This window comes from Macrococcus brunensis (assembly GCF_004359615.1).
GTDB lineage: Bacteria > Bacillota > Bacilli > Staphylococcales > Staphylococcaceae > Macrococcus > Macrococcus brunensis.
The window spans coordinates 19,645-39,589 of sequence record NZ_SCWA01000008.1 but is presented as its reverse complement, the minus strand read 5'-3'; the positions used below and the strand labels follow the sequence as shown (position 1 = coordinate 39,589).

Genomic DNA, 19,945 nt, shown 5'->3' with positions numbered 1-19,945 from the left:
GGTAAAGCTATAACTCATTTATAAAGCATTTTACTGTAAAAATCAAACTAGATAACTTAAAGCTTATTGGCCTTTGTTTTTCTTGATGATTTCTTCAGAAACTGACTTTGGAACTTCTTCATAGTGGTCGAATACCATTGAGTAAGTACCACGTCCTTGAGTGTTAGAACGTAAGTTAGTTGCATAACCGAACATTTCAGCAAGAGGAACGAATGCACGAACAACTTGAGCGTTACCGCGTGCTTCCATACCTTCTACACGTCCACGACGACTTGTAACGTCACCCATGATATCTCCCATGTATTCTTCAGGCATTACGATTTCAACTTTCATCATTGGTTCAAGGATAACTGGATCACATTTTTTCGCAGCTTCTTTAAGTGCAAGTGATGCAGCTACTTTGAAGGCCATCTCAGATGAATCGACATCATGGTAAGAACCATCGAATAATTTCGCTTTAACGTCGATTAATGGATATCCAGCAAGTACACCGTTTTCCATTGCGTCTTTAAGACCCGCTTCAACTGATGGAATGTATTCACGAGGAACAACCCCACCGACTACAGCGTTTTCGAATTCGAAACCTTTACCAACTTCGTTAGGTGTAAATTCGATGTGTACGTCACCGTACTGACCACGACCACCTGATTGACGAGAGAATTTACCTTGAACTGCAGCAGCTGTTTTGAACGTTTCACGGTAAGATACCATTGGCGCACCAACTGTACATTCAACTTTAAATTCACGTTTCATACGGTCTACTAAGATGTCAAGGTGAAGCTCACCCATACCACCGATGATAACTTGTCCTGTTTCAGGATCAGTATGCGCGTGGAATGTAGGGTCTTCCTCTTGTAACTTAACTAAAGCGTTAGTCATTTTATCTTGGTCAGCTTTAGATTTTGGTTCTACTGATAAATGGATAACTGGCTCTGGGAATTCCATAGATTCAAGGATAACTTGAACTTTTTCGTCACAGAGAGTATCACCTGTTGTTGTATCTTTAAGACCAACAGCAGCAGCGATGTCACCCGCATATACAGTAGAGATTTCTTCACGAGAGTTCGCGTGCATCTGCAGGATACGACCTACACGTTCACGTTTACCTTTCGTTGCGTTCTGGATATATGAACCTGAGTTTAATGTACCAGAATACACACGGAAGAATGTTAATTTACCTACGAATGGGTCAGTCATAACTTTGAACGCTAATGCTGCGAATGGTTCAGCATCATCAGGTTTAGCTACGATTTGCTCATCTTCGTCGTCAACAGCGTGACCAACGATAGGTTTAACATCTAATGGTGATGGTAAGTAGTCAATTGCTGCATCAAGCATTAATTGAACACCTTTGTTTTTGAATGCTGTACCAGCTAATACTGGAAAGAATTCAACATCACAAGTTGCTTGACGGATAGCGGCTTTCAGTTCATCTGTACCGATTTCTTCTCCGCCAAGATATTTTTCCATTAATTCTTCATTGAAGTCAGCAACCGCTTCGATTAAAGCTTCGCGTTTTGCTTGAGCTTCTTCTAAGAATTCTTCAGGAATTTCTGTTACTTCGATATCTGTACCTAAGTCATTTGTATAAGTGTGAAGTTTCATGTCAACTAAATCAATGATTGCGTTGAATTCATCTTCCGCACCGATAGGCATTTGAATAGGATGAGCGTTAGCCATTAAACGTTCATGTAAAGTACCTACAGAATAGTCAAAGTTTGCACCTGTTTTATCCATTTTGTTGATGAATACGATACGAGGTACACCATATGTAGTCGCCTGACGCCATACAGTTTCAGTCTGAGGTTCTACACCTGATTGTGCATCAAGTACAGTAACAGCACCGTCAAGTACACGAAGTGAACGTTCAACTTCAACAGTGAAGTCTACGTGACCTGGTGTATCGATGATGTTGATACGGTGACCATTCCACTGAGCTGTTGTTGCAGCCGAAGTGATTGTGATCCCACGTTCTTGTTCTTGCTCCATCCAGTCCATTTGTGAAGCACCTTCATGTGTTTCACCAATTTTGTGGATTCGGCCAGTATAATAAAGAATACGTTCAGTAGTCGTCGTTTTACCAGCATCGATGTGAGCCATGATACCGATATTACGAGTGTTCTTCAAAGAGAATTCTCTTGCCATGGGTATTCTTTCTCCTTCCAGGAATTGGGTTTATATTTAGAAAGACACCAAAAGCATGCAAAGACTGAAGTCTTTGCTGCGATTGGTTACTTTCATCTTACCAGCGGTAGTGAGCAAACGCTTTGTTTGCTTCTGCCATTTTATGAGTATCTTCACGCTTCTTAACAGCACCACCAGTGTTGTTAGCAGCATCTAAGATTTCATTAGCTAAACGCTCTTCCATTGTTTTCTCTCCACGAAGGCGAGAGTAGTTTACTAACCAACGTAAACCTAAAGTTGTACGACGCTCAGCGCGTACTTCTACAGGTACTTGGTAGTTAGAACCACCAACACGACGAGCTTTAACTTCTAAAACAGGCATGATGTTGTTGATCGCTTCTTCAAAAACTTCCATTGCATCACGACCAGAACGTTCTTGAACTAAGTCGAATGCTGAGTAAAGAATTTTTTGAGCAGTACCACGCTTACCATCAAGCATGATTTTGTTGATTAATTTAGTAACCAATTTAGAGTTGTGAATTGGATCCGGTAATACGTCTCTTTTTGCAACAGGACCTTTACGAGGCATGTGTATGTCCTCCTTTCCAAGTATATTTATTCACTGTTTTAATGTCTAGCAATGACATTGATATTTACATAAATGAAATAATTCAGTTAGTAAAATCGATTATTTTTTAGCTTTAGGTTTTTTAGCACCGTATAATGAACGGCTTTGCATACGACCGTCAACACCTGAAGTATCTAACGCACCACGTACAATATGGTAACGTACCCCCGGTAAGTCTTTTACACGTCCACCACGAATAAGTACAACACTGTGTTCTTGTAAGTTGTGGCCGATACCAGGAATGTAAGCATTGACTTCGATATTATTTGATAAACGCACACGTGCATATTTACGTAACGCTGAGTTAGGTTTTTTAGGTGTCATAGTACCTACACGAGTACAAACACCACGTTTTTGTGGAGATGCAACATCAGTAGATTTTTTCTTATGACTGTTATAACCTTTGTTCAGTGCAGGTGCAGTTGATTTTTTAATTTTAGAAGTGCGAGGCTTCTTAACTAATTGGTTAATAGTAGGCATTTTGTATGTCCTCCTCTCTGTTCTTTAATTCCACACATCCAGGTGGTTCATTTTTAGAGTAAATAAAAATTTTGTAAGAATAATGGCTTACAAACCATGTTTCAAGTAAGCAGCGATCATCGCTTTCACTTGAATTCCAAATCGATTCCCGAGTTCTCGACGAGATTCGCTGAATTCTATTGGAACTTGTTGCATGTGTGCTTGTAACAGCACATCGGTTAATAAGTGGATTTGAACATCCTGCGCAATCACAATGGATTCTGCACGGTGTTCCTTTAATGCCTTCAGCGTCTGCTTCAGACCCACTACATATTGATTAGAATGAACTTTTTCATTAGACATGAAAATCCTCCAAAGTGCTTCTGCATCAACCTTAATTATATTAACACCCTTTTGTAGCTGTGTCAACAATTCACAATGAATTATTTTCATCAATTATATCACTTTAGAACTATCACTAACTGCAATAGCTCTAAAGTAAACATCATTGATTTGCTGGTGACAATCAGCTATCTATTACCATTGAATGATAATCCAGTGTGCCATAAGCAAGTTGATGAATATTCTTCATATTCATCGGCATTTCAATCACTCTATTATTTTCAAATAAAGGGACCATCAGTTTTTTCTTTTCCAGATTTCTCACAAACTGCTGGGCAATATATTTCTGTGAGTCATTCGGTTTGTATTTCGTATCCTTTAAAAATTGACGAGCCTCCGGTAATACGGCATACCACTCCTGTAGTTTACATTGCGTTAAGAGATCGATCGTTTTAAAAGGCTGTATTGTTTGATAGTGCTCGTACATCCAGATAAAATCGGCATCTGTATTTAGTAGATGATTATTCAGATAATCCAGATCGCTCCACTCTATCAATAAAAGCTCAACCTGATATGTAGACAATAGTTTTTTCATCTTCATAAAAAAGAGTTTGTTCATTTCTGAGACAATCACTTTCAATGGCTCTATAAAATGCGGACTTGAAGATTTTTCTGGTAACGTTGCCGGTACTGTAAACAGCCTTCTTAAGCTCACATTATTAAAGTCTATATTCTGAGCCAGTAGATAGGTAAATATATCAGTAATCCAACGGCGCTGAGAAATAGACAATTTCTTATGGGGATTAAAAAGAAGAAAGTCGTATCCTGCAGAGACAGGATAAGCCTGCTTAGCCTTAGAATATATCGGTTTACCTGTGACTAACTTCATCTTCTCAAGATCAGGATGCCCCGCTCTATAGTAACCGTTAGAAAGCAGCGTTAGAGAATTCTCTGACTTTTCTTCTATATAATAAGGTCCCGTCCCAACAATCTGATTTTCCCCAAGTTCCTTATAAATGGCGCTATATCGGCTCGCTAAAGTATACTCGAAAAACTTAGGTCTAGCTTTAAAACTTAAAATTAAGTAGTCATCACTGACGATAGTGATCCCTTCAATAATCGTAAATAAAGAAGTATATAAGCTGTCAGTCATTAATTTTTTTAAAGTATTCCTTACTTCAACACTTGTTAAAAGTGTACCGTTAGAAAAATAAATATCTTTTTTCAAATATAAATGCAGTTGATTGTCTTGCCATTCATCATAGCGCAGTAAATTCCGTTTGATTTCCCCTGTTTTAGACACTCGATACAAACTCTCAAAAAGCTGATAGGCAATCTGTGCCTCTATACTGGTCGCAATAAAAGCAGGGTGAATCGATTCAGGCAAAGAAGGCAGATATTCTGTATAAACCGCTTCTTCATCTACAAGATAAGAGCGAAGCAGTTTCTTGATTTCATGTACAGACTTAGAACTCCATGGGAAATCGATATAAGTCTGAATTTCTTCCATAGATAATTCATTCAGTCTGGACAGAATATCTTTCAGCGTTTCCTGTTCAACACTCTGCTTCATGATAATTTCGACTTTATTCCCGCGTCCCTTTCCTGGAATGTACTCTATATACCCCGCTTCCTGCCAGTTATTCAGCTGTCTAACCAGTTGTCTTTCAGATATCTGCAGCTTTTCTGCTAAATCATTTAACCGGTAATCACTTTGAACATGATCAATATAGTTCTCAACTTCGAGTAAACGCCTATCAATCATGACGATTCACCTCGCTTACTCGCTTGATTGAGGCATAAGAAGGAATACCACCGAGTGTCGTTTCGATTTCTTTATAAGTGCTTGGCAAGTAAATTTGTTTAGTCGAGCCCTTAATTGCCTTTGCCCAGGCGTTTTCTCTAAGAGACTGTCGGAACCTTTTTTCAAAATAAGGCCAGTATCCTTCATGCTTACTTGTATAAATATCCAGCAGTTGTTTACTCTCCGGCTCCTCGCTATACCATTCACTGAATTTACCTTCTGTCAGCAGATAATAACCAAGCCGTGCTTCTACGAGCCTTTCATTCATTATGGTCATATCAACGCCAAAAGTATGAAGGGGTTCCTCAATATAGGTGCTGAATGGCACTTCTATAATATCGATGGCTACAGACTGCTGAAGCGTTTCTATAAACCGGGTTACCCACTCATTAGATTCCTTGATTTTCAGCATTTTAATCGGACGAGACATTTCTCTTTTTTCAATATCCGGATGATTAATAAGCTGCGCAATGTACTGACGTTCCTCAAAACTGAGTGACGGTTGAGGATTAAATAAAATAAAATCTATACTTGAATATGATTGGTCATCAAGAATATGATAATCGTGCTTAACAGTATAATCCTGATAATAGTCACGATCATTTGTAAAAATAAGATCCGTTATATCTGGTCGACTTTGTCTGTAATAATCATTCATAGTAAGTCTGACTGCTGTATCATCAACCGAAAAGATACGATAAGGACCTGTAAAAAGTATTTGAGCGTCTATCAGCTTATACAGAGTCGCAAAATCCTGACTCAGAATTAATTTAATATGCTCTATCTTCTCTTCAAAATGTATGACTATCTTGAGGGGTGTAGGTGTTTCAATCAACTGAATAGCCGGTAACTTTTTATGTACACTAAGCTGTTCCAGACAATATTGAACATCATAAGATTGAAGCAAATCACCATTAGAAAAACGCGTATTACGCTGAAGATGGATAATAAAATCGTTCCCCTGCCATTCATCGAATAACACAAGTTGGCTACTGATTGCATTCCCTTCATCTTCGTAAAGACGTTCTCCTACATTTACTAAAATAGTTGCTAATGCTACATCCATTTTTTCGAGGGGATGAATCCGTTCGGGAATACGATACAGATAATCGATATAATATGAACGTTTATATCCCTCTTCTTCTTTACTATATAGATTCTCATCAATACAGACACGAAGAACCTTACGAGCACTTTCACTCATATCCAGGTTTAGTATCTCCTGAAGTGCTGGAATATCGTACTTATGAAAGTTTTTTAGAAAATGATTAATAAATGCCTGCTCTACATTGATATTAAAATGCAGCTCAGAAGCGTTCCCTCTCCCACTACCACTCGTATAGGAAAGTATCCCCTCATCCTGCCATTTGTTCAGTAGACGCGTTAACTGTCTGGAAGTAATATCGAGGAGATCAGCAACTTGATTACGCTCAAAACTATTCTCTTTTAAATATAGATACATCTTGAAAACACGTTCATTCACTTCCATATTACTATCTCCTCCTTCCAGTCAATTAATAATCTATATTAACAACGAACCGCCAAAACCAGAAATAAAAGTAGGAAGCCCTCTTAATTCTTTACCACCCACATCATCTGCCAGAACAGCCACCGGAATGACAGGCATCTCTTTTAAATCATTCTTTGAATCCGTACCTGTCTGCTGATTAGATTCTTTTTTGTCATCAGATTTTTTCTCTTCTAAACGCTTATTCTGCTCTACAGATGATGCAGGTTCTTCTCTACTTACTTTACCTTTAGCAACCTCTTTAATCTGAACTGACTGCACTTTATCATTGCGATCACCATTGTTATAAACAACAGAATAACTGTTAGAAGATGAATTAATATCTGGAATAATATCAACAGAACCGTCATAAGTGTTTATATCACTAGATGGAAATAATATTTCAGCTGAATCTGATATTGAACGATCAATAAATGGCGGTGATACTTCTAAGGGGTCTTCAACAACATTGTTTCTATTAGAATCAATATCTGGATCTTCAGATTTTGGAACAGAGTTATGATTTGAATGCTCCTCAGTTGTTGGTGTTTCAGTCGTCGGTAACTCTGTTATCGATTCTTCGGTCGTCGGTGTTTCTGTTGTTGGCGTCTCAGTCGTAGGTGCTTCTGTCGTCGGCGCTTCGGTCGTTGGCGCTTCTGTTGTCGGCGCTTCCGTTGTTGGCGTCTCCATTGTTGGTGCCTCGGTCGTTGGTGCTTCTGTTGTTGGTGCTTCTGTTGTTGGTGTCTCGGTTATTGGTTCCTCGGTCGTCGGCTCTTCCGTTGTTGGTGTTTCGGTTATTGGCGCTTCCGTCATTGGTAACTCTGTTGTCGATACCTCGGTCGTCGGTACCTCAGTTGTCGGCGTCTCCGTTGTTGGTGCTTCGGTCGTTGGTGCCTCAGTCATCGGATCTTCTGTCGTTGGTGACTCCGTCGTTGGTGCTTCCGTCATCGGCGTCTCCGTCGTCGGCTCTTCTGTCGTTGGTGTCTCCGTCGTTGGCACCTCGCTCGTCGGTACCTCGCTCGTCGGCTCTTCTGTTGTTGGCGTCTCTGTTGTTAATACCTCAGTCATTGGTACTTCGCTCGTCGGCGTCTCCGTCGTCGGTGCTTCCGTTGTTGGTACCTCGCTCGTTGGCGCCTCGGTCGTAGGTGCTTCTGTTGTCAGTGCCTCGGTCGTTGGTGCCTCGGTTGTCGGTACTTCCACTGGAGGCAGAGAATCTGGTTCTGTTAATACAAGATTGTAAATATTAATATCATAACTTTTGATATAGATAGGTACATCTACAATCTGATAGCGTATCGGCCGGTCCGGTTCATCATTTATAATAGCAATTGGAAAACGTAAAGTGTAATCTCCTGTTGGTATGTTAATAAACTGATAAAATCCTGTATCATCCGTCCACGTAGAACGTATAACATTTCCTTTTCTATCTAGTAAGAGCACTTCTGAATATCTTAAGTTATAGTCTCCTAAGCCATCTTTATTATCATCGAGCATGACGTTCCCTTGTATGGCTTTCATTGCAATTTCGGCGTTCGTACTTAATGGATCAAATAAAGATAAATTCGTACTTGTCGTTCTATTTTCATTTGGAGCCGCTTTCACCCCAGCCGCTTGGTTTAATAGCATTGCTGAAACAATCAGCAGAGAACTTGTACCCGCAGCAAGGTGTTGAAACTTATTCTTATTATTTTTCATATTATTCGTCCTCTCTTCACTTGCTGCTGGATTGACAGACAAAAAACGAATCCACTATGGATCCGTTTATACGATTTGTCGACGCTCATATACAACACATTCTTTGTTACCTATTATACCAAAACGGTCATCTGTAATCTATGTCTATATCTTAACACCATTTAATCTTATACAATTTATATACCCATTTTTAGGCTTTATTAAAAAGAAAAACCTATCAATCTAAAGATTGATAGGCTTCCTCTTTATTATTCAGTCACAAACGCTTCTTCTGGTTCAAATTCCGGAGCATCTTTTTCGTATTCAACGCCTGAATAACGTCTCATACCTGTACCTGCAGGAATTAATTTACCGATAATAACGTTCTCTTTAAGACCGAGCAAGTCATCACGTTTACCTTTGATTGCAGCATCTGTTAACACACGAGTTGTTTCCTGGAATGATGCAGCAGATAAGAAACTTTCTGTTTCAAGTGATGCTTTTGTGATACCCAGTAAGACTGGTTTCGCTGTCGCTGGGCGTTTTCTGTTTTTGAAGACTTCGCGGTTGGCATCTGTGAAGACATGGATGTCGACAAGTGCGCCTGGTAAGAGTTTCGTATCGCCTGCTTCAATGATGCGGACTTTACGTAACATCTGACGAACCATTACTTCAACGTGTTTATCTGAAATTTCTACACCCTGCATACGGTAAACTTTCTGTACCTCTTTAAGCAGGTAGCTTTGCGTCGCATTCAGGCCTGCTACAGCAAGTAATTCTTTAGGCTCGATAGAACCTTCAGTCATCACTTCACCGCGGCTGACTTTTGTACCGACTTCTACTTTCAGACGAGCTGTCGCTGGTGCTAAGTACGGACGTACTTCGTTTTCACCTTTAACTTTGATTTCCTGCATACGGTCTTTAACGATATTGATTTCAACGACTTCACCGTTGATTTCAGAGATGATCGCCTGACCTTTAGGGTTACGCGCTTCGAATAATTCCTGGATACGCGGTAAACCTTGTGTAATATCGGCTCCGGCTACCCCACCTGTATGGAAGGTACGCATTGTAAGCTGTGTACCTGGTTCACCGATAGATTGTGCAGCAATTGTACCGACTGCTTCGCCGACTTCCACTTTTTCACCTGTTGCCAAGTTTTTACCGTAACATTTTTCACATACACCGTGACGTGTGTTACATGTGAAGGCTGAACGGATATGCATTTCTTCAATACCTGCATCCACAATTGCTTTTGCGATTTCAGGTGTGATCAGTTCGTTTGCTTTAACAAGGATTTCTTTTGTTTCTGGATGACGTAATGTCTCACGAGAATAACGTCCTTCTAAACGTTCGATGAATGGTTCGATTAACTCTGAACCTTCGCGGATAGCTGAGACTAAAAGACCACGGTCTGTTCCACAGTCTGCTTCGCGGACGATGACATCTTGTGCCACGTCTACAAGACGACGTGTTAAGTAACCTGAGTCAGCTGTTTTCAGGGCTGTATCGGCAAGACCTTTACGAGCACCGTGAGTAGAGATGAAGTATTCAAGTACTGTCAGACCTTCACGGAATGAAGATTTGATTGGTAACTCGATGATACGACCAGCCGGGTTGGCCATCAGACCACGCATACCCGCAAGCTGCGTAAAGTTAGATGCGTTACCACGGGCACCAGAGTCACTCATCATGAAGATCGGGTTAAGATCATCAAGAGAGTTCATCAGGCGAGACTGGATTTCATCTTTTGCTTTTGTCCAGATATCGATAACTGCAGCGTAACGTTCGCTTTCAGTAATTAAACCACGTGTGAACTGTTTCGTTACTTTATCGACTTTTTCTTCTGCTTCACCGATGATTTGTTGTTTATCCGGTAATACCACGATATCAGATACACCTACTGTGATACCCGCACGTGAAGAATAACGGAAACCTAAGTCTTTCATTCTATCAAGCATCATTGATGTATCAGTGATGTGGAAGCGATTGAAGACTTCAGCAATGACTTGTCCTAAGAACTTTTTGTTGAATGGTTTAACAAGCGGTGTGTTTTCCAGATATTTCAGTAATCCTTCTTCTGGAATATCTGTTGCATCAACAAAGTACTGTTCAGGTGTTTTTTCTTCAAGGTTTGTCAGTGTCGGTTCGTTGATGAATGGGAACGATTCCGGCATGATTTCATTGAAGATAACTTTACCGACGCTTGTAATCAGAAGTTGTGTATTCTGCTTATCTGTAAATGTCGGATTATTGAATGATGATGCGCTCACTGCGATTCTTGAATGTAAGTGAACGAAACCATTTGTATAAGCTTTGATGACTTCATTTGTATCTTTGAAGATACGTCCTTCGCCAATAGAACCACGACGCTCAAGCGTCAGGTAATAGTTACCTAAGACCATATCCTGAGACGGTGTAACAACTGGTTTACCATCTTTCGGGTTCAGGATGTTCTGTGCAGCAAGCATCAGCATACGCGCTTCAGCCTGCGCTTCTTTAGATAATGGTACGTGAACGGCCATTTGGTCACCATCGAAATCGGCGTTGTAAGCAGTTGTTACAAGCGGATGCAGACGGATCGCACGTCCTTCTACAAGAGTGGGTTCGAAGGCCTGGATACCTAATCTATGAAGCGTCGGTGCACGGTTTAAAAGAACTGGGTGCTCACGGATAACGTCTTCTAATACGTCCCATACTTCAGCATCCATACGCTCAATTTTACCTTTAGCGTTCTTGATGTTTGTAGCGATCTCACGTTCTACAAGTTCTTTCATCACAAACGGCTTGAATAATTCAAGAGCCATTTCTTTAGGAAGACCACATTGATACATTTTAAGGTTTGGACCTACGACGATAACTGAACGACCTGAATAGTCAACACGTTTACCAAGTAAGTTCTGACGGAAACGACCTTGTTTACCTTTTAACATATGAGATAAAGATTTAAGTGGACGGTTACCTGGTCCTGTTACCGGACGACCACGACGACCATTATCAATCAGAGCATCTACTGCTTCTTGCAGCATACGTTTTTCATTCTGAACGATGATGCCAGGCGCGCCTAAATCAAGAAGACGTTTCAGACGGTTGTTACGGTTGATGACACGACGATATAAATCGTTCAAGTCACTTGTCGCGAAACGACCACCGTCAAGCTGAACCATGGGACGGATTTCCGGTGGAATGATCGGCAGTACGTCTAAAATCATCCAAGATGGATCATTACCTGAGTTACGGAATGATTCCACTACTTCAAGACGTTTGATCGCTCTTGTTAAACGCTGACCTGTTGCTGATTCCAGTTCTTCACGTAAAGATTTCAGTTCCTCATCAAGATTGATTGTTGTCAGTAAATCTTTGATGGCTTCTGCACCCATCTTAGCAGTGAACTGACCTGGGAATTTATCATAATACTCACGGTATTCACGTTCTGACAGTAAAGATTTTTTCTCAAGACCTGTCGGACCTGGGTCAATCACTGCATAAGAAGCAAAGTAAATGACTTCTTCAAGTGAACGAGGAGACATATCGAGTAAAAGACCCATACGGCTCGGAATACCTTTGAAGTACCAGATATGTGATACTGGCGCTGCAAGTTCGATGTGACCCATACGTTCACGACGAACCTTAGATTTCGTTACTTCTACGCCACAACGGTCACAGACCATTCCTTTGTAGCGGACACGTTTGTATTTCCCACAGCTACATTCCCAGTCTTTAGTAGGTCCGAAAATCTTTTCGCAGAATAAACCGTCTCTCTCTGGTTTTAATGTACGGTAGTTAATTGTTTCTGGCTTTTTAACTTCACCAAAACTCCATGAACGGATTTTTTCAGGTGAAGCGAGACCTATCTTCATGTAATGAAAGTTATTTACATCAATCAAAGCCCTACCTCCTCAAGTTTTTATATTAAAAGTGTCTAAAGAAGAGGCTACGCTCTTCTTTAAGGCACATCGTCAGAATTACTTCTCAGTCACTTCAGTTTCCTGAGGCATGTTTAAGTTGATTTTTGTATCAGCATAATCGTCATCCTCAAGGTCACGCATTTCGATTTCTTCGTCTTTGTTATCCATTACTTTAACGTCGAGTCCTAAACTTTGAAGCTCTTTCATTAATACGCGGAATGATTCTGGAACACCTGGTTTCGGAATGTTCTCACCTTTAACGATAGCTTCGTAAGTTTTCACACGGCCGACTGTATCATCTGATTTGTAAGTCAGGATTTCCTGTAATGTGTAAGCAGCACCGTATGCTTCCAGTGCCCATACTTCCATCTCACCGAAACGTTGTCCACCGAACTGCGCTTTACCACCCAGCGGTTGCTGCGTAACAAGTGAGTATGGTCCAGTAGAACGTGCGTGAAGTTTGTCATCTACCATGTGAGCAAGTTTCAGCATGTACATAACACCTACAGAAACACGGTTATCGAATGGTTCACCTGTACGGCCATCGTAAAGAACGGTTTTACCGTCACGTGCCATGCCTGCTTCTTCGATTGTTGACCATACGTCTTCATCGTTCGCACCATCGAATACTGGTGAAGCAACGTGAAGACCTAAGTTTTTCGCAGCCATACCTAAATGTAATTCAAGTACTTGTCCGATATTCATACGTGATGGTACCCCAAGTGGGTTAAGCATGATGTCAATCGGTGTACCGTCTGGCATAAACGGCATGTCCTCTTCAGGTAAGATACGGGAGATAACCCCTTTATTACCGTGACGACCACACATTTTATCCCCAACGTGGATTTTACGTTTTTGAACGATATAAACACGAACTAACTGGTTAACACCAGGAGATAATTCATCGCCATCTTCACGATTGAAGACTTTAACGTCAAGCACGATACCGCCGGCACCGTGAGGCACACGTAATGAAGTATCGCGGACTTCGCGGGCTTTTTCACCGAAGATCGCATGTAATAAACGTTCCTCAGCTGTTAATTCAGTCACACCTTTAGGCGTTACTTTACCCACTAAGATATCACCATCTTTAACTTCAGCACCAACATAAATGATACCGCGATCATCTAAGTTTTTAAGTGCATTATCAGAAACGTTTGGAATATCACGTGTGATTTCTTCAGGTCCGAGTTTAGTGTCACGCGCTTCTGATTCATATTCTTCAATATGGATAGAAGTATAAACGTCGTCTTTTACAAGACGCTCGCTCATGATAACAGCATCCTCGTAGTTATAACCGTCCCAAGTCATGAAACCGACTACGACGTTACGTCCAAGTGCCATCTCGCCAAGTTCCATAGAAGGACCATCTGCTAAGATTTCACCTTTCGTTACGACGTCGCCTACTGCTACGATAGGGCGCTGGTTGTAACATGTCCCTGAGTTTGAACGAGCAAACTTAGATAATTTGTAAGTATCTAAATCTGTTTCGATTTCTTTACCGCCTTCTTCTACGATACGACGGATTTTGATTTTACGGGCTTCAACGTGTTCAACACGTCCTTTATACTTCGCAACAACTGCCGCACCTGAGTCACGGGCTGCTACGTGTTCCATACCTGTTCCGACAAATGGTGCTTCCGGATTCATTAACGGCACTGCTTGACGTTGCATGTTCGCTCCCATTAAGGCACGGTTAGAGTCATCGTTTTCTAAGAACGGAATACATGCTGTCGCTGCTGATACAACCTGTTTAGGTGATACGTCCATGTAATCCATGCGTGTACGAGCCATTTTTGTGTTATCTCCGCGGAAACGGCAGACAACTTCATCATCAAGGAAATGACCTTCGTCATCAAGACGTGAGTTCGCCTGTGCCACAACGTAAGCATCTTCTTCGTCTGCTGTTAAGTAGTCAATCTGATCTGTTACACGATTCGCTTCGATATCTACTTTACGATACGGTGTTTCAATGAAACCGAACTCATTGACACGCGCATAAGAAGATAAAGAGTTGATCAGCCCGATATTCGGACCCTCTGGTGTTTCAATCGGACACATACGACCATAGTGAGAATAGTGAACGTCACGGACTTCCATACCAGCACGCTCACGTGTTAAACCACCGGGTCCTAATGCAGAAAGACGACGTTTATGCGTTAACTCTGCTAACGGGTTTGCCTGGTCCATGAACTGTGATAACTGAGAACTACCAAAGAATTCTTTGATAGAAGCAATCACTGGACGGATGTTGATGAGCTGCTGTGGTGTGATAGATTCAGTATCCTGAATACTCATACGTTCACGTACAACACGCTCCATACGAGAGAGACCAATACGGAACTGGTTCTGCAGTAATTCGCCAACTGAACGAAGACGACGGTTACCTAAGTGGTCGATATCATCAGTGAAACCGACACCGTGTAATAAGTTGAAGAAATAGCTGATTGAAGAAATAATATCAGCAGGTGTGATACTTTTCACTTCATCATCTGGGAACGCATTACCGATGATGGTCGTCGTACGTTTTTCTTCATCACCAGGGATATAGACTTTAACTGACTGGATTTCAATCGGCTCATCTAAAAGACCATTCTCAAGTTCATAAACTTTGAGGTTGGCATTGTTTTCAAGTACATCAATAATCTGATCGAGGTTACGACGATCAAGAAGTGTACCTTCTTCAGCCACAATCTCGCCTGTTTCGATATCTACAATCGGTTCAGCAAGTGTCTGGTTGAACAGACGGTGTTTTAAGTGTAATTTTTTGTTCATTTTATAGCGACCAACGCTCGCTAAATCATAGCGTTTTGGGTCGAAGAAACGAGAATACAGTAAGCTTCTCGCATTATCTACTGTAGGTGGTTCGCCCGGGCGAAGACGTTCGTAGATTTCAAGTAAGGCAGACTCAACTGAATCAGTATTGTCTTTATCAAGCGCATTGCGTAAATATTCATTGTCGCCTAATAAGTCTATGATCTCCTGATCACTTGAGAAACCTAATGCACGTAAAAGGACAGTAATAGGTAACTTACGTGTGCGGTCAATACGAACAAAGACGATATCTTTCGCATCTGTTTCATATTCAAGCCAAGCACCACGGTTAGGAATGACAGTTGCACCGAAACTTACTTTACCGTTTTTATCTACTTTATCATTGAAGTAAACAGATGGTGAGCGGACAAGCTGAGATACGATAACACGTTCTGCACCATTGATAACGAACGTTCCTGTATCAGTCATCAGCGGGAAATCACCCATGAATACTTCCTGCTCTTTTACTTCTCCTGTTTCTTTAATGATCAGACGAACTTTAACGCGGAGCGGCGCAGAATAAGTCGCATCACGGTTTTTCGCTTCATCTAAGTCATATTTAGGTTCGCCAAGTCTATAGTCTACAAACTCTAATGACAGATTGCCTGTGAAGTCTTCAATTGGAGAAATGTCTCGGAACATTTCAAGAAGTCCTTCTTCAAGGAACCACTCATAAGATTTCGTTTGAATCTCGATTAAGTTCGGTAATTCTAAAATTTCGGAGATACGCGCGTAACTTCTACGCTGACGATGTCTTCCGTACTGGATAAGTTGACCTGTCAACAGATTCACCCCTCAAAGATTGTAATGACTCACCAGCTCATAAGACAAAAAGAAAACGGAATCCATATTAACTCCATTTTCGAAATATATGACTATCTTCATCTTGCTAATACGAGCTAGAAAAGTACATACTTATTGAATTTAAAATTTAACATTCTATTACTATAACAGACGGCAACTTTCCAGTCAACCTTTTACACTCTTTAATATATAATAACCTTTATCTTTCGTCAGGACTTCTACATTGCCGAATAAACCTTCCATCCGTTTTTTCGCTGATGGCATGCCCTGCTTTTTCTGAATAACGACATACAGGGCACCTGCGTCTTCCAGCCGCTCATAACTCTGATCAAGGATCTGGTTGACGACTTCCTTGCCGGCACGAATGGGCGGGTTTGTCAGGATAGCATCAAAAGTTTCTTCAACCTGACTGAGTGCATCACTTTTGTAGATGTTGACGTTATCGATATGATTCTTGCTCGCATTTTCTTCTGCCAGACTAAGGGCGCGTGCGTTAACGTCTACCATATGAACAGCACTGTCTGTGTAGACACTCGCAATCATGAGACCAATCGGACCGTAACCACAACCAACGTCCAGAATTTTTGAGTAACGTCTGTCTTCCTGCAGAAAAGCACGGACGAGCACATTTGATCCGAAATCGATGCTGCCTTTTGAGAATACCCCGCTGTCAGTCTTCAGTTTCAGTTCATGCGTTTCATATGTATAAGTAAAATGGACAGGGTTTGATACGACATCCTGTTCTTCACTGTAATAATGGCTCATGCTGCACTCCTTTATATAAAAATAAAACCCGTTATTATCATAACGGGTTTTTTCATGGAAGTGGTAATTATTTAACTTCTACAGTTGCGCCAGCTTCTTCTAATTTAGCTTTTAATTCTTCAGCTTCGTCTTTAGAAACGCCTTCTTTAACTGCTTTAGGAGCGTTATCAACTACTTCTTTAGCTTCTTTTAAGCCAAGGCCAGTTGCTTCTTTAACAGCTTTAACAACTTTAATTTTTGAAGCGCCAGCAGATACTAATTCAACTGTGAATTCAGTTTGTTCTGCTTCAGCAGCGCCGCCAGCTGCACCAGCTGCTGCTACAGGAGCTGCTGCTGTTACACCAAATTCTTCTTCAATAGCTTTAACTAAGTCGTTTAATTCTAATACTGACATTTCTTTGATTGCATCGATGATTTGTTCTTTAGTCATGATTTATTTCCTCCATTTTTTGTTTTAGTTTTGTTTATGCTTCTGTTTCTGTTTCTTCAGTTGCTGGTGCTTCTTCAGCTGCAGGAGCTGCTGCTTCTGTACCAGTTTCTTTTTGTTCACCTACTGCTTTAACAGCATAAGCGAAGTTTCTCATTGGTGCTTGTAATACTGAAAGTACCATAGAGATAAGACCTTCTTTTGATGGTAAAGAAGCGATTGCTTTAACTTCTTCAACAGAAGTCACTTTACCTTCGATGATGCCGGCTTTGATTTCTAATTTATCGTTTTCTTTAGCGAATTCAGCAATAATTTTTGCTGGCGCTACAACTTCTTCATTAGAGAATGCGATTGCGTTAGGGCCTGTTAAGAATTCTTCAATTCCTTCAACACCTGCTGCTACAGCTGCACGACGAACTAAAGTATTTTTGTATACTCTGAATTCGATGCCTGCTTCGCGAAGTTGTTTACGCAGTTCAGTTACTTGAGCAACTGTTAATCCACGATAGTCAACGATGATTGTAGATACTGAATTTTTAAATTGTTCAGTGATCAAATCCGCTTTTTGTTGTTTGATTTCAACTGTTTTAGACATTCTGACACCTCCATTAAGATTTTCGTGCTTTTTTAATAAATTAAAAAAGCACTTTTCACCCATGGTAAAAAGTGCTTGAAGATTCAAGTCAATTTTCACCTCGGCAGGATGATTAAGCACATGGCCCCTGCTGTCTTAGGTTATAAATACAGATTACACTATAACGTGTAATCTGATATTTGTCAATATGAATTAGTTACGGATTTCAGCTGGATCAATTTTGATACCAGGGCCCATAGTAGTAGAAACTGCTACAGTTTTGAAGTAAACACCTTTTGATGATGCTGGTTTAGCTTTTGCTAAAACATCTTTAAGTGTGTTGAAGTTTTCAACTAACTTAGCTTCATCAAATGATACTTTACCGATCGCCGCATGAACGATACCTGCTTTTTCAGCACGGTATTCAACTTTTCCTGCTTTGATTTCCTGAACCGCTTTTGTTACGTCCATTGTTACTGTACCTGTTTTAGGGTTAGGCATTAAACCTTTAGGTCCTAAGACACGTCCAAGTTTACCCACTTCACCCATCATGTCAGGTGTTGCAACGATAACATCGAAATCGAACCAACCTTGGTTGATTTTGTTGATGTACTCAGTATCACCAGCGTAGTCAGCACCTGCTGCTTCAGCTTCTTTAAGTTTTTCACCTTTAGCGAATACTAAGACACGTTGAGTTTTACCAGTACCGTTTGGCAGAACAACTGCACCACGGATCTGCTGGTCATTTTTACGAGTGTCGATTCCTAAACGGAATGCAACTTCAACTGAAGCGTCGAAGTTTACTGTGCTTGTTTCTTTTGCAAGTTTGATTGCTTCTTCTACTGAATAGAAGTTTTGAGCATCAACTTTTTGTACGGCTTCTTGATATTTTTTACCTTTTTTAGCCATTGTATTTCTCCTCCTTTAGTGGTTTTAGCGGAATTTCCTCCCACATTAACAACGCAAGAGCAGACGTCAGACGTCTGCTTTTCTTAAAACAATTAATTATTTAATTTCAAAGCCCATGCTACGAGCAGTACCAGCGATAATACGCATTGCTGCTTCAACGCTTGCTGCGTTTAAGTCTTCCATTTTTTCTTCAGCAATTTGACGCACTTGGTCTTCTGTTACTGTAGCAACTTTATTTTTATTAGGTTCGCCTGAACCTTTTTCAACTTTAGCTGCTTTTTTCAGTAAGACTGCTGCAGGTGGAGTTTTAGTAATAAATGTAAATGAACGATCTTCAAATACAGAAATTTCAACTGGAATGATTAAACCTGCTTGTTCTTGTGTACGTGCGTTAAATTCTTTACAGAATCCCATGATGTTCACACCCGCTTGACCTAATGCTGGACCAACTGGTGGTGCTGGATTCGCTTTCCCTGCAGGAATTTGTAATTTAACAACTTTAATAACTTTTTTAGCCACGATGTGCACCTCCTATAGTATCGTGATGTGGTCACAGGGTATGAGATTTACCCTCCCACTCAACAATCGTGTTTAGACACGACCCTAAGATAATATCATTTCTCAAACTATTTTTCAAGTGTATATTTTAATTTTTTATTATAATTTTTCAACTTGATCAAATTCTACTTCAACCGGTGTCTCACGGCCGAATAATTCAACAAGAACCGTTAACTTATATTTTTCAGCATCCATCTCTTTGATTTCGCCTACCTGATTAGTAAATGGACCTGTTGTAATACGGACCTGTTCGCCCACTTCAAGTTCAACATCAATGGTCTTCTCTGCCATACCCATTGATTTCAGGATAAATTTCGCTTCTTCCGGCAATAATGGGTTTGGCTTAGAACCTGCGCCTGCTGACCCGACAAAACCTGTTACACCTGGTGTATTACGCACGACGTACCATGATTCATCTGTCATCACAAGTTCTACTAATACGTACCCTGGGAATGTTTTTTTGAGTGATGTTTTACGTTTACCATCTTTAATCGTTGTTTCTTCTTCTTCAGGAATCACAACGCGGAAGATTTGATCCTGCATGTTCATGGATTCAAGACGTTTTTCCAAGTTATCTTTGACCTTATTTTCGTACCCGGAATACGTATGAACCGCATACCAATGCTTTTTACTTTCTTCTGACATGAT

At 40.6% G+C, this 19,945-nt stretch carries 15 protein-coding genes and 1 other annotated feature; all 15 genes read right to left on the bottom strand.

What is annotated here, in order from left to right:
• Positions 1–63 precede the first annotated feature (63 nt).
• Entirely contained in the window at positions 64–2,145 is a 2,082-nt protein-coding gene (gene fusA, locus ERX27_RS05585) for an elongation factor G (protein ID WP_133431847.1), read from the bottom strand.
• A 97-nt stretch (positions 2,146–2,242) separates the two neighbouring features.
• Positions 2,243–2,713: a 30S ribosomal protein S7 gene (gene rpsG / locus ERX27_RS05580; RefSeq protein ID WP_133418109.1), complete on the bottom strand. Its 471-nt coding sequence runs from the start codon at positions 2,711–2,713 to the stop codon at positions 2,243–2,245.
• A gap of 99 nt (positions 2,714–2,812) precedes the next feature.
• A complete protein-coding gene (rpsL, locus tag ERX27_RS05575; protein ID WP_133431846.1) occupies positions 2,813–3,232 on the bottom strand; it encodes a 30S ribosomal protein S12 in 420 nt (139 codons plus the stop codon).
• 87 nt (positions 3,233–3,319) lie between these two features.
• The gene (locus ERX27_RS05570) at positions 3,320–3,574 is read right to left on the bottom strand and encodes a ribosomal L7Ae/L30e/S12e/Gadd45 family protein (protein WP_133431845.1); all 255 of its coding nucleotides are present in this window, start codon (positions 3,572–3,574) and stop codon (positions 3,320–3,322) included.
• Positions 3,575–3,737: 163 nt separating this feature from the next.
• On the bottom strand, positions 3,738–5,318 hold the full coding sequence (locus ERX27_RS05565) for an ABC transporter substrate-binding protein (protein WP_133431844.1): 1,581 nt from the start codon (positions 5,316–5,318) through the stop codon (positions 3,738–3,740).
• On the bottom strand, positions 5,311–6,846 hold the full coding sequence (locus tag ERX27_RS05560; protein WP_133431843.1) for an SgrR family transcriptional regulator: 1,536 nt from the start codon (positions 6,844–6,846) through the stop codon (positions 5,311–5,313). Before ERX27_RS05560 ends, ERX27_RS05565 begins: the two co-directional genes overlap by 8 nt.
• 33 nt (positions 6,847–6,879) lie before the next feature.
• Positions 6,880–8,559, bottom strand: a complete 1,680-nt coding sequence (locus tag ERX27_RS05555; RefSeq protein ID WP_133431842.1) for a hypothetical protein — start codon at positions 8,557–8,559, stop codon at positions 6,880–6,882.
• Between the two features lie 248 nt (positions 8,560–8,807).
• Positions 8,808–12,425 carry a DNA-directed RNA polymerase subunit beta' gene (gene rpoC, locus ERX27_RS05550; protein WP_133431841.1) on the bottom strand — a complete coding sequence of 1,206 codons (3,618 nt, stop codon included), beginning with the start codon at positions 12,423–12,425 and terminating at the stop codon, positions 8,808–8,810.
• Positions 12,426–12,503: 78 nt separating this feature from the next.
• Positions 12,504–16,043: a DNA-directed RNA polymerase subunit beta gene (gene rpoB / locus ERX27_RS05545; RefSeq protein WP_133431840.1), complete on the bottom strand. Its 3,540-nt coding sequence runs from the start codon at positions 16,041–16,043 to the stop codon at positions 12,504–12,506.
• Positions 16,044–16,229: 186 nt separating this feature from the next.
• Entirely contained in the window at positions 16,230–16,829 is a 600-nt protein-coding gene (locus ERX27_RS05540) for a class I SAM-dependent methyltransferase (protein ID WP_133431839.1), read from the bottom strand.
• Positions 16,830–16,896: 67 nt separating this feature from the next.
• Positions 16,897–17,259: a 50S ribosomal protein L7/L12 gene (gene rplL, locus ERX27_RS05535; protein ID WP_133431838.1), complete on the bottom strand. Its 363-nt coding sequence runs from the start codon at positions 17,257–17,259 to the stop codon at positions 16,897–16,899.
• 34 nt (positions 17,260–17,293) lie between these two features.
• On the bottom strand, positions 17,294–17,851 hold the full coding sequence (rplJ, locus tag ERX27_RS05530; protein ID WP_133431837.1) for a 50S ribosomal protein L10: 558 nt from the start codon (positions 17,849–17,851) through the stop codon (positions 17,294–17,296).
• A gap of 33 nt (positions 17,852–17,884) precedes the next feature.
• Positions 17,885–18,009: a sequence feature (ribosomal protein L10 leader region), on the bottom strand.
• Positions 18,010–18,043: 34 nt separating this feature from the next.
• Positions 18,044–18,739 (bottom strand): 50S ribosomal protein L1, encoded by a 696-nt coding sequence (gene rplA / locus ERX27_RS05525; RefSeq protein WP_133431836.1) that lies wholly within the window; start codon positions 18,737–18,739, stop codon positions 18,044–18,046.
• Between the two features lie 96 nt (positions 18,740–18,835).
• The gene (gene rplK / locus ERX27_RS05520; RefSeq protein WP_133418118.1) at positions 18,836–19,258 is read right to left on the bottom strand and encodes a 50S ribosomal protein L11; all 423 of its coding nucleotides are present in this window, start codon (positions 19,256–19,258) and stop codon (positions 18,836–18,838) included.
• A 138-nt stretch (positions 19,259–19,396) separates the two neighbouring features.
• Positions 19,397–19,942: a transcription termination/antitermination protein NusG gene (gene nusG, locus ERX27_RS05515; RefSeq protein WP_133431835.1), complete on the bottom strand. Its 546-nt coding sequence runs from the start codon at positions 19,940–19,942 to the stop codon at positions 19,397–19,399.
• Positions 19,943–19,945 lie beyond the last annotated feature (3 nt).

What these genes read in the sequence shown, in the direction of transcription:
- ERX27_RS05570 (WP_133431845.1), bottom strand. Translation starts at nt 3,574, where the DNA reads ATGTCTAATGAAAAAGTTCATTCTAATCAATATGTAGTGGGTCTGAAG.
- fusA (WP_133431847.1), bottom strand. Translation starts at nt 2,145, where the DNA reads ATGGCAAGAGAATTCTCTTTGAAGAACACTCGTAATATCGGTATCATG.
- rpsG (WP_133418109.1), bottom strand. Translation starts at nt 2,713, where the DNA reads ATGCCTCGTAAAGGTCCTGTTGCAAAAAGAGACGTATTACCGGATCCA.
- rplL (WP_133431838.1), bottom strand. Translation starts at nt 17,259, where the DNA reads ATGACTAAAGAACAAATCATCGATGCAATCAAAGAAATGTCAGTATTA.
- rplA (WP_133431836.1), bottom strand. Translation starts at nt 18,739, where the DNA reads ATGGCTAAAAAAGGTAAAAAATATCAAGAAGCCGTACAAAAAGTTGAT.
- ERX27_RS05560 (WP_133431843.1), bottom strand. Translation starts at nt 6,846, where the DNA reads ATGGAAGTGAATGAACGTGTTTTCAAGATGTATCTATATTTAAAAGAG.
- ERX27_RS05565 (WP_133431844.1), bottom strand. Translation starts at nt 5,318, where the DNA reads ATGATTGATAGGCGTTTACTCGAAGTTGAGAACTATATTGATCATGTT.
- rplJ (WP_133431837.1), bottom strand. Translation starts at nt 17,851, where the DNA reads ATGTCTAAAACAGTTGAAATCAAACAACAAAAAGCGGATTTGATCACT.
- rpsL (WP_133431846.1), bottom strand. Translation starts at nt 3,232, where the DNA reads ATGCCTACTATTAACCAATTAGTTAAGAAGCCTCGCACTTCTAAAATT.
- ERX27_RS05540 (WP_133431839.1), bottom strand. Translation starts at nt 16,829, where the DNA reads ATGAGCCATTATTACAGTGAAGAACAGGATGTCGTATCAAACCCTGTC.
- ERX27_RS05555 (WP_133431842.1), bottom strand. Translation starts at nt 8,559, where the DNA reads ATGAAAAATAATAAGAATAAGTTTCAACACCTTGCTGCGGGTACAAGT.
- nusG (WP_133431835.1), bottom strand. Translation starts at nt 19,942, where the DNA reads ATGTCAGAAGAAAGTAAAAAGCATTGGTATGCGGTTCATACGTATTCC.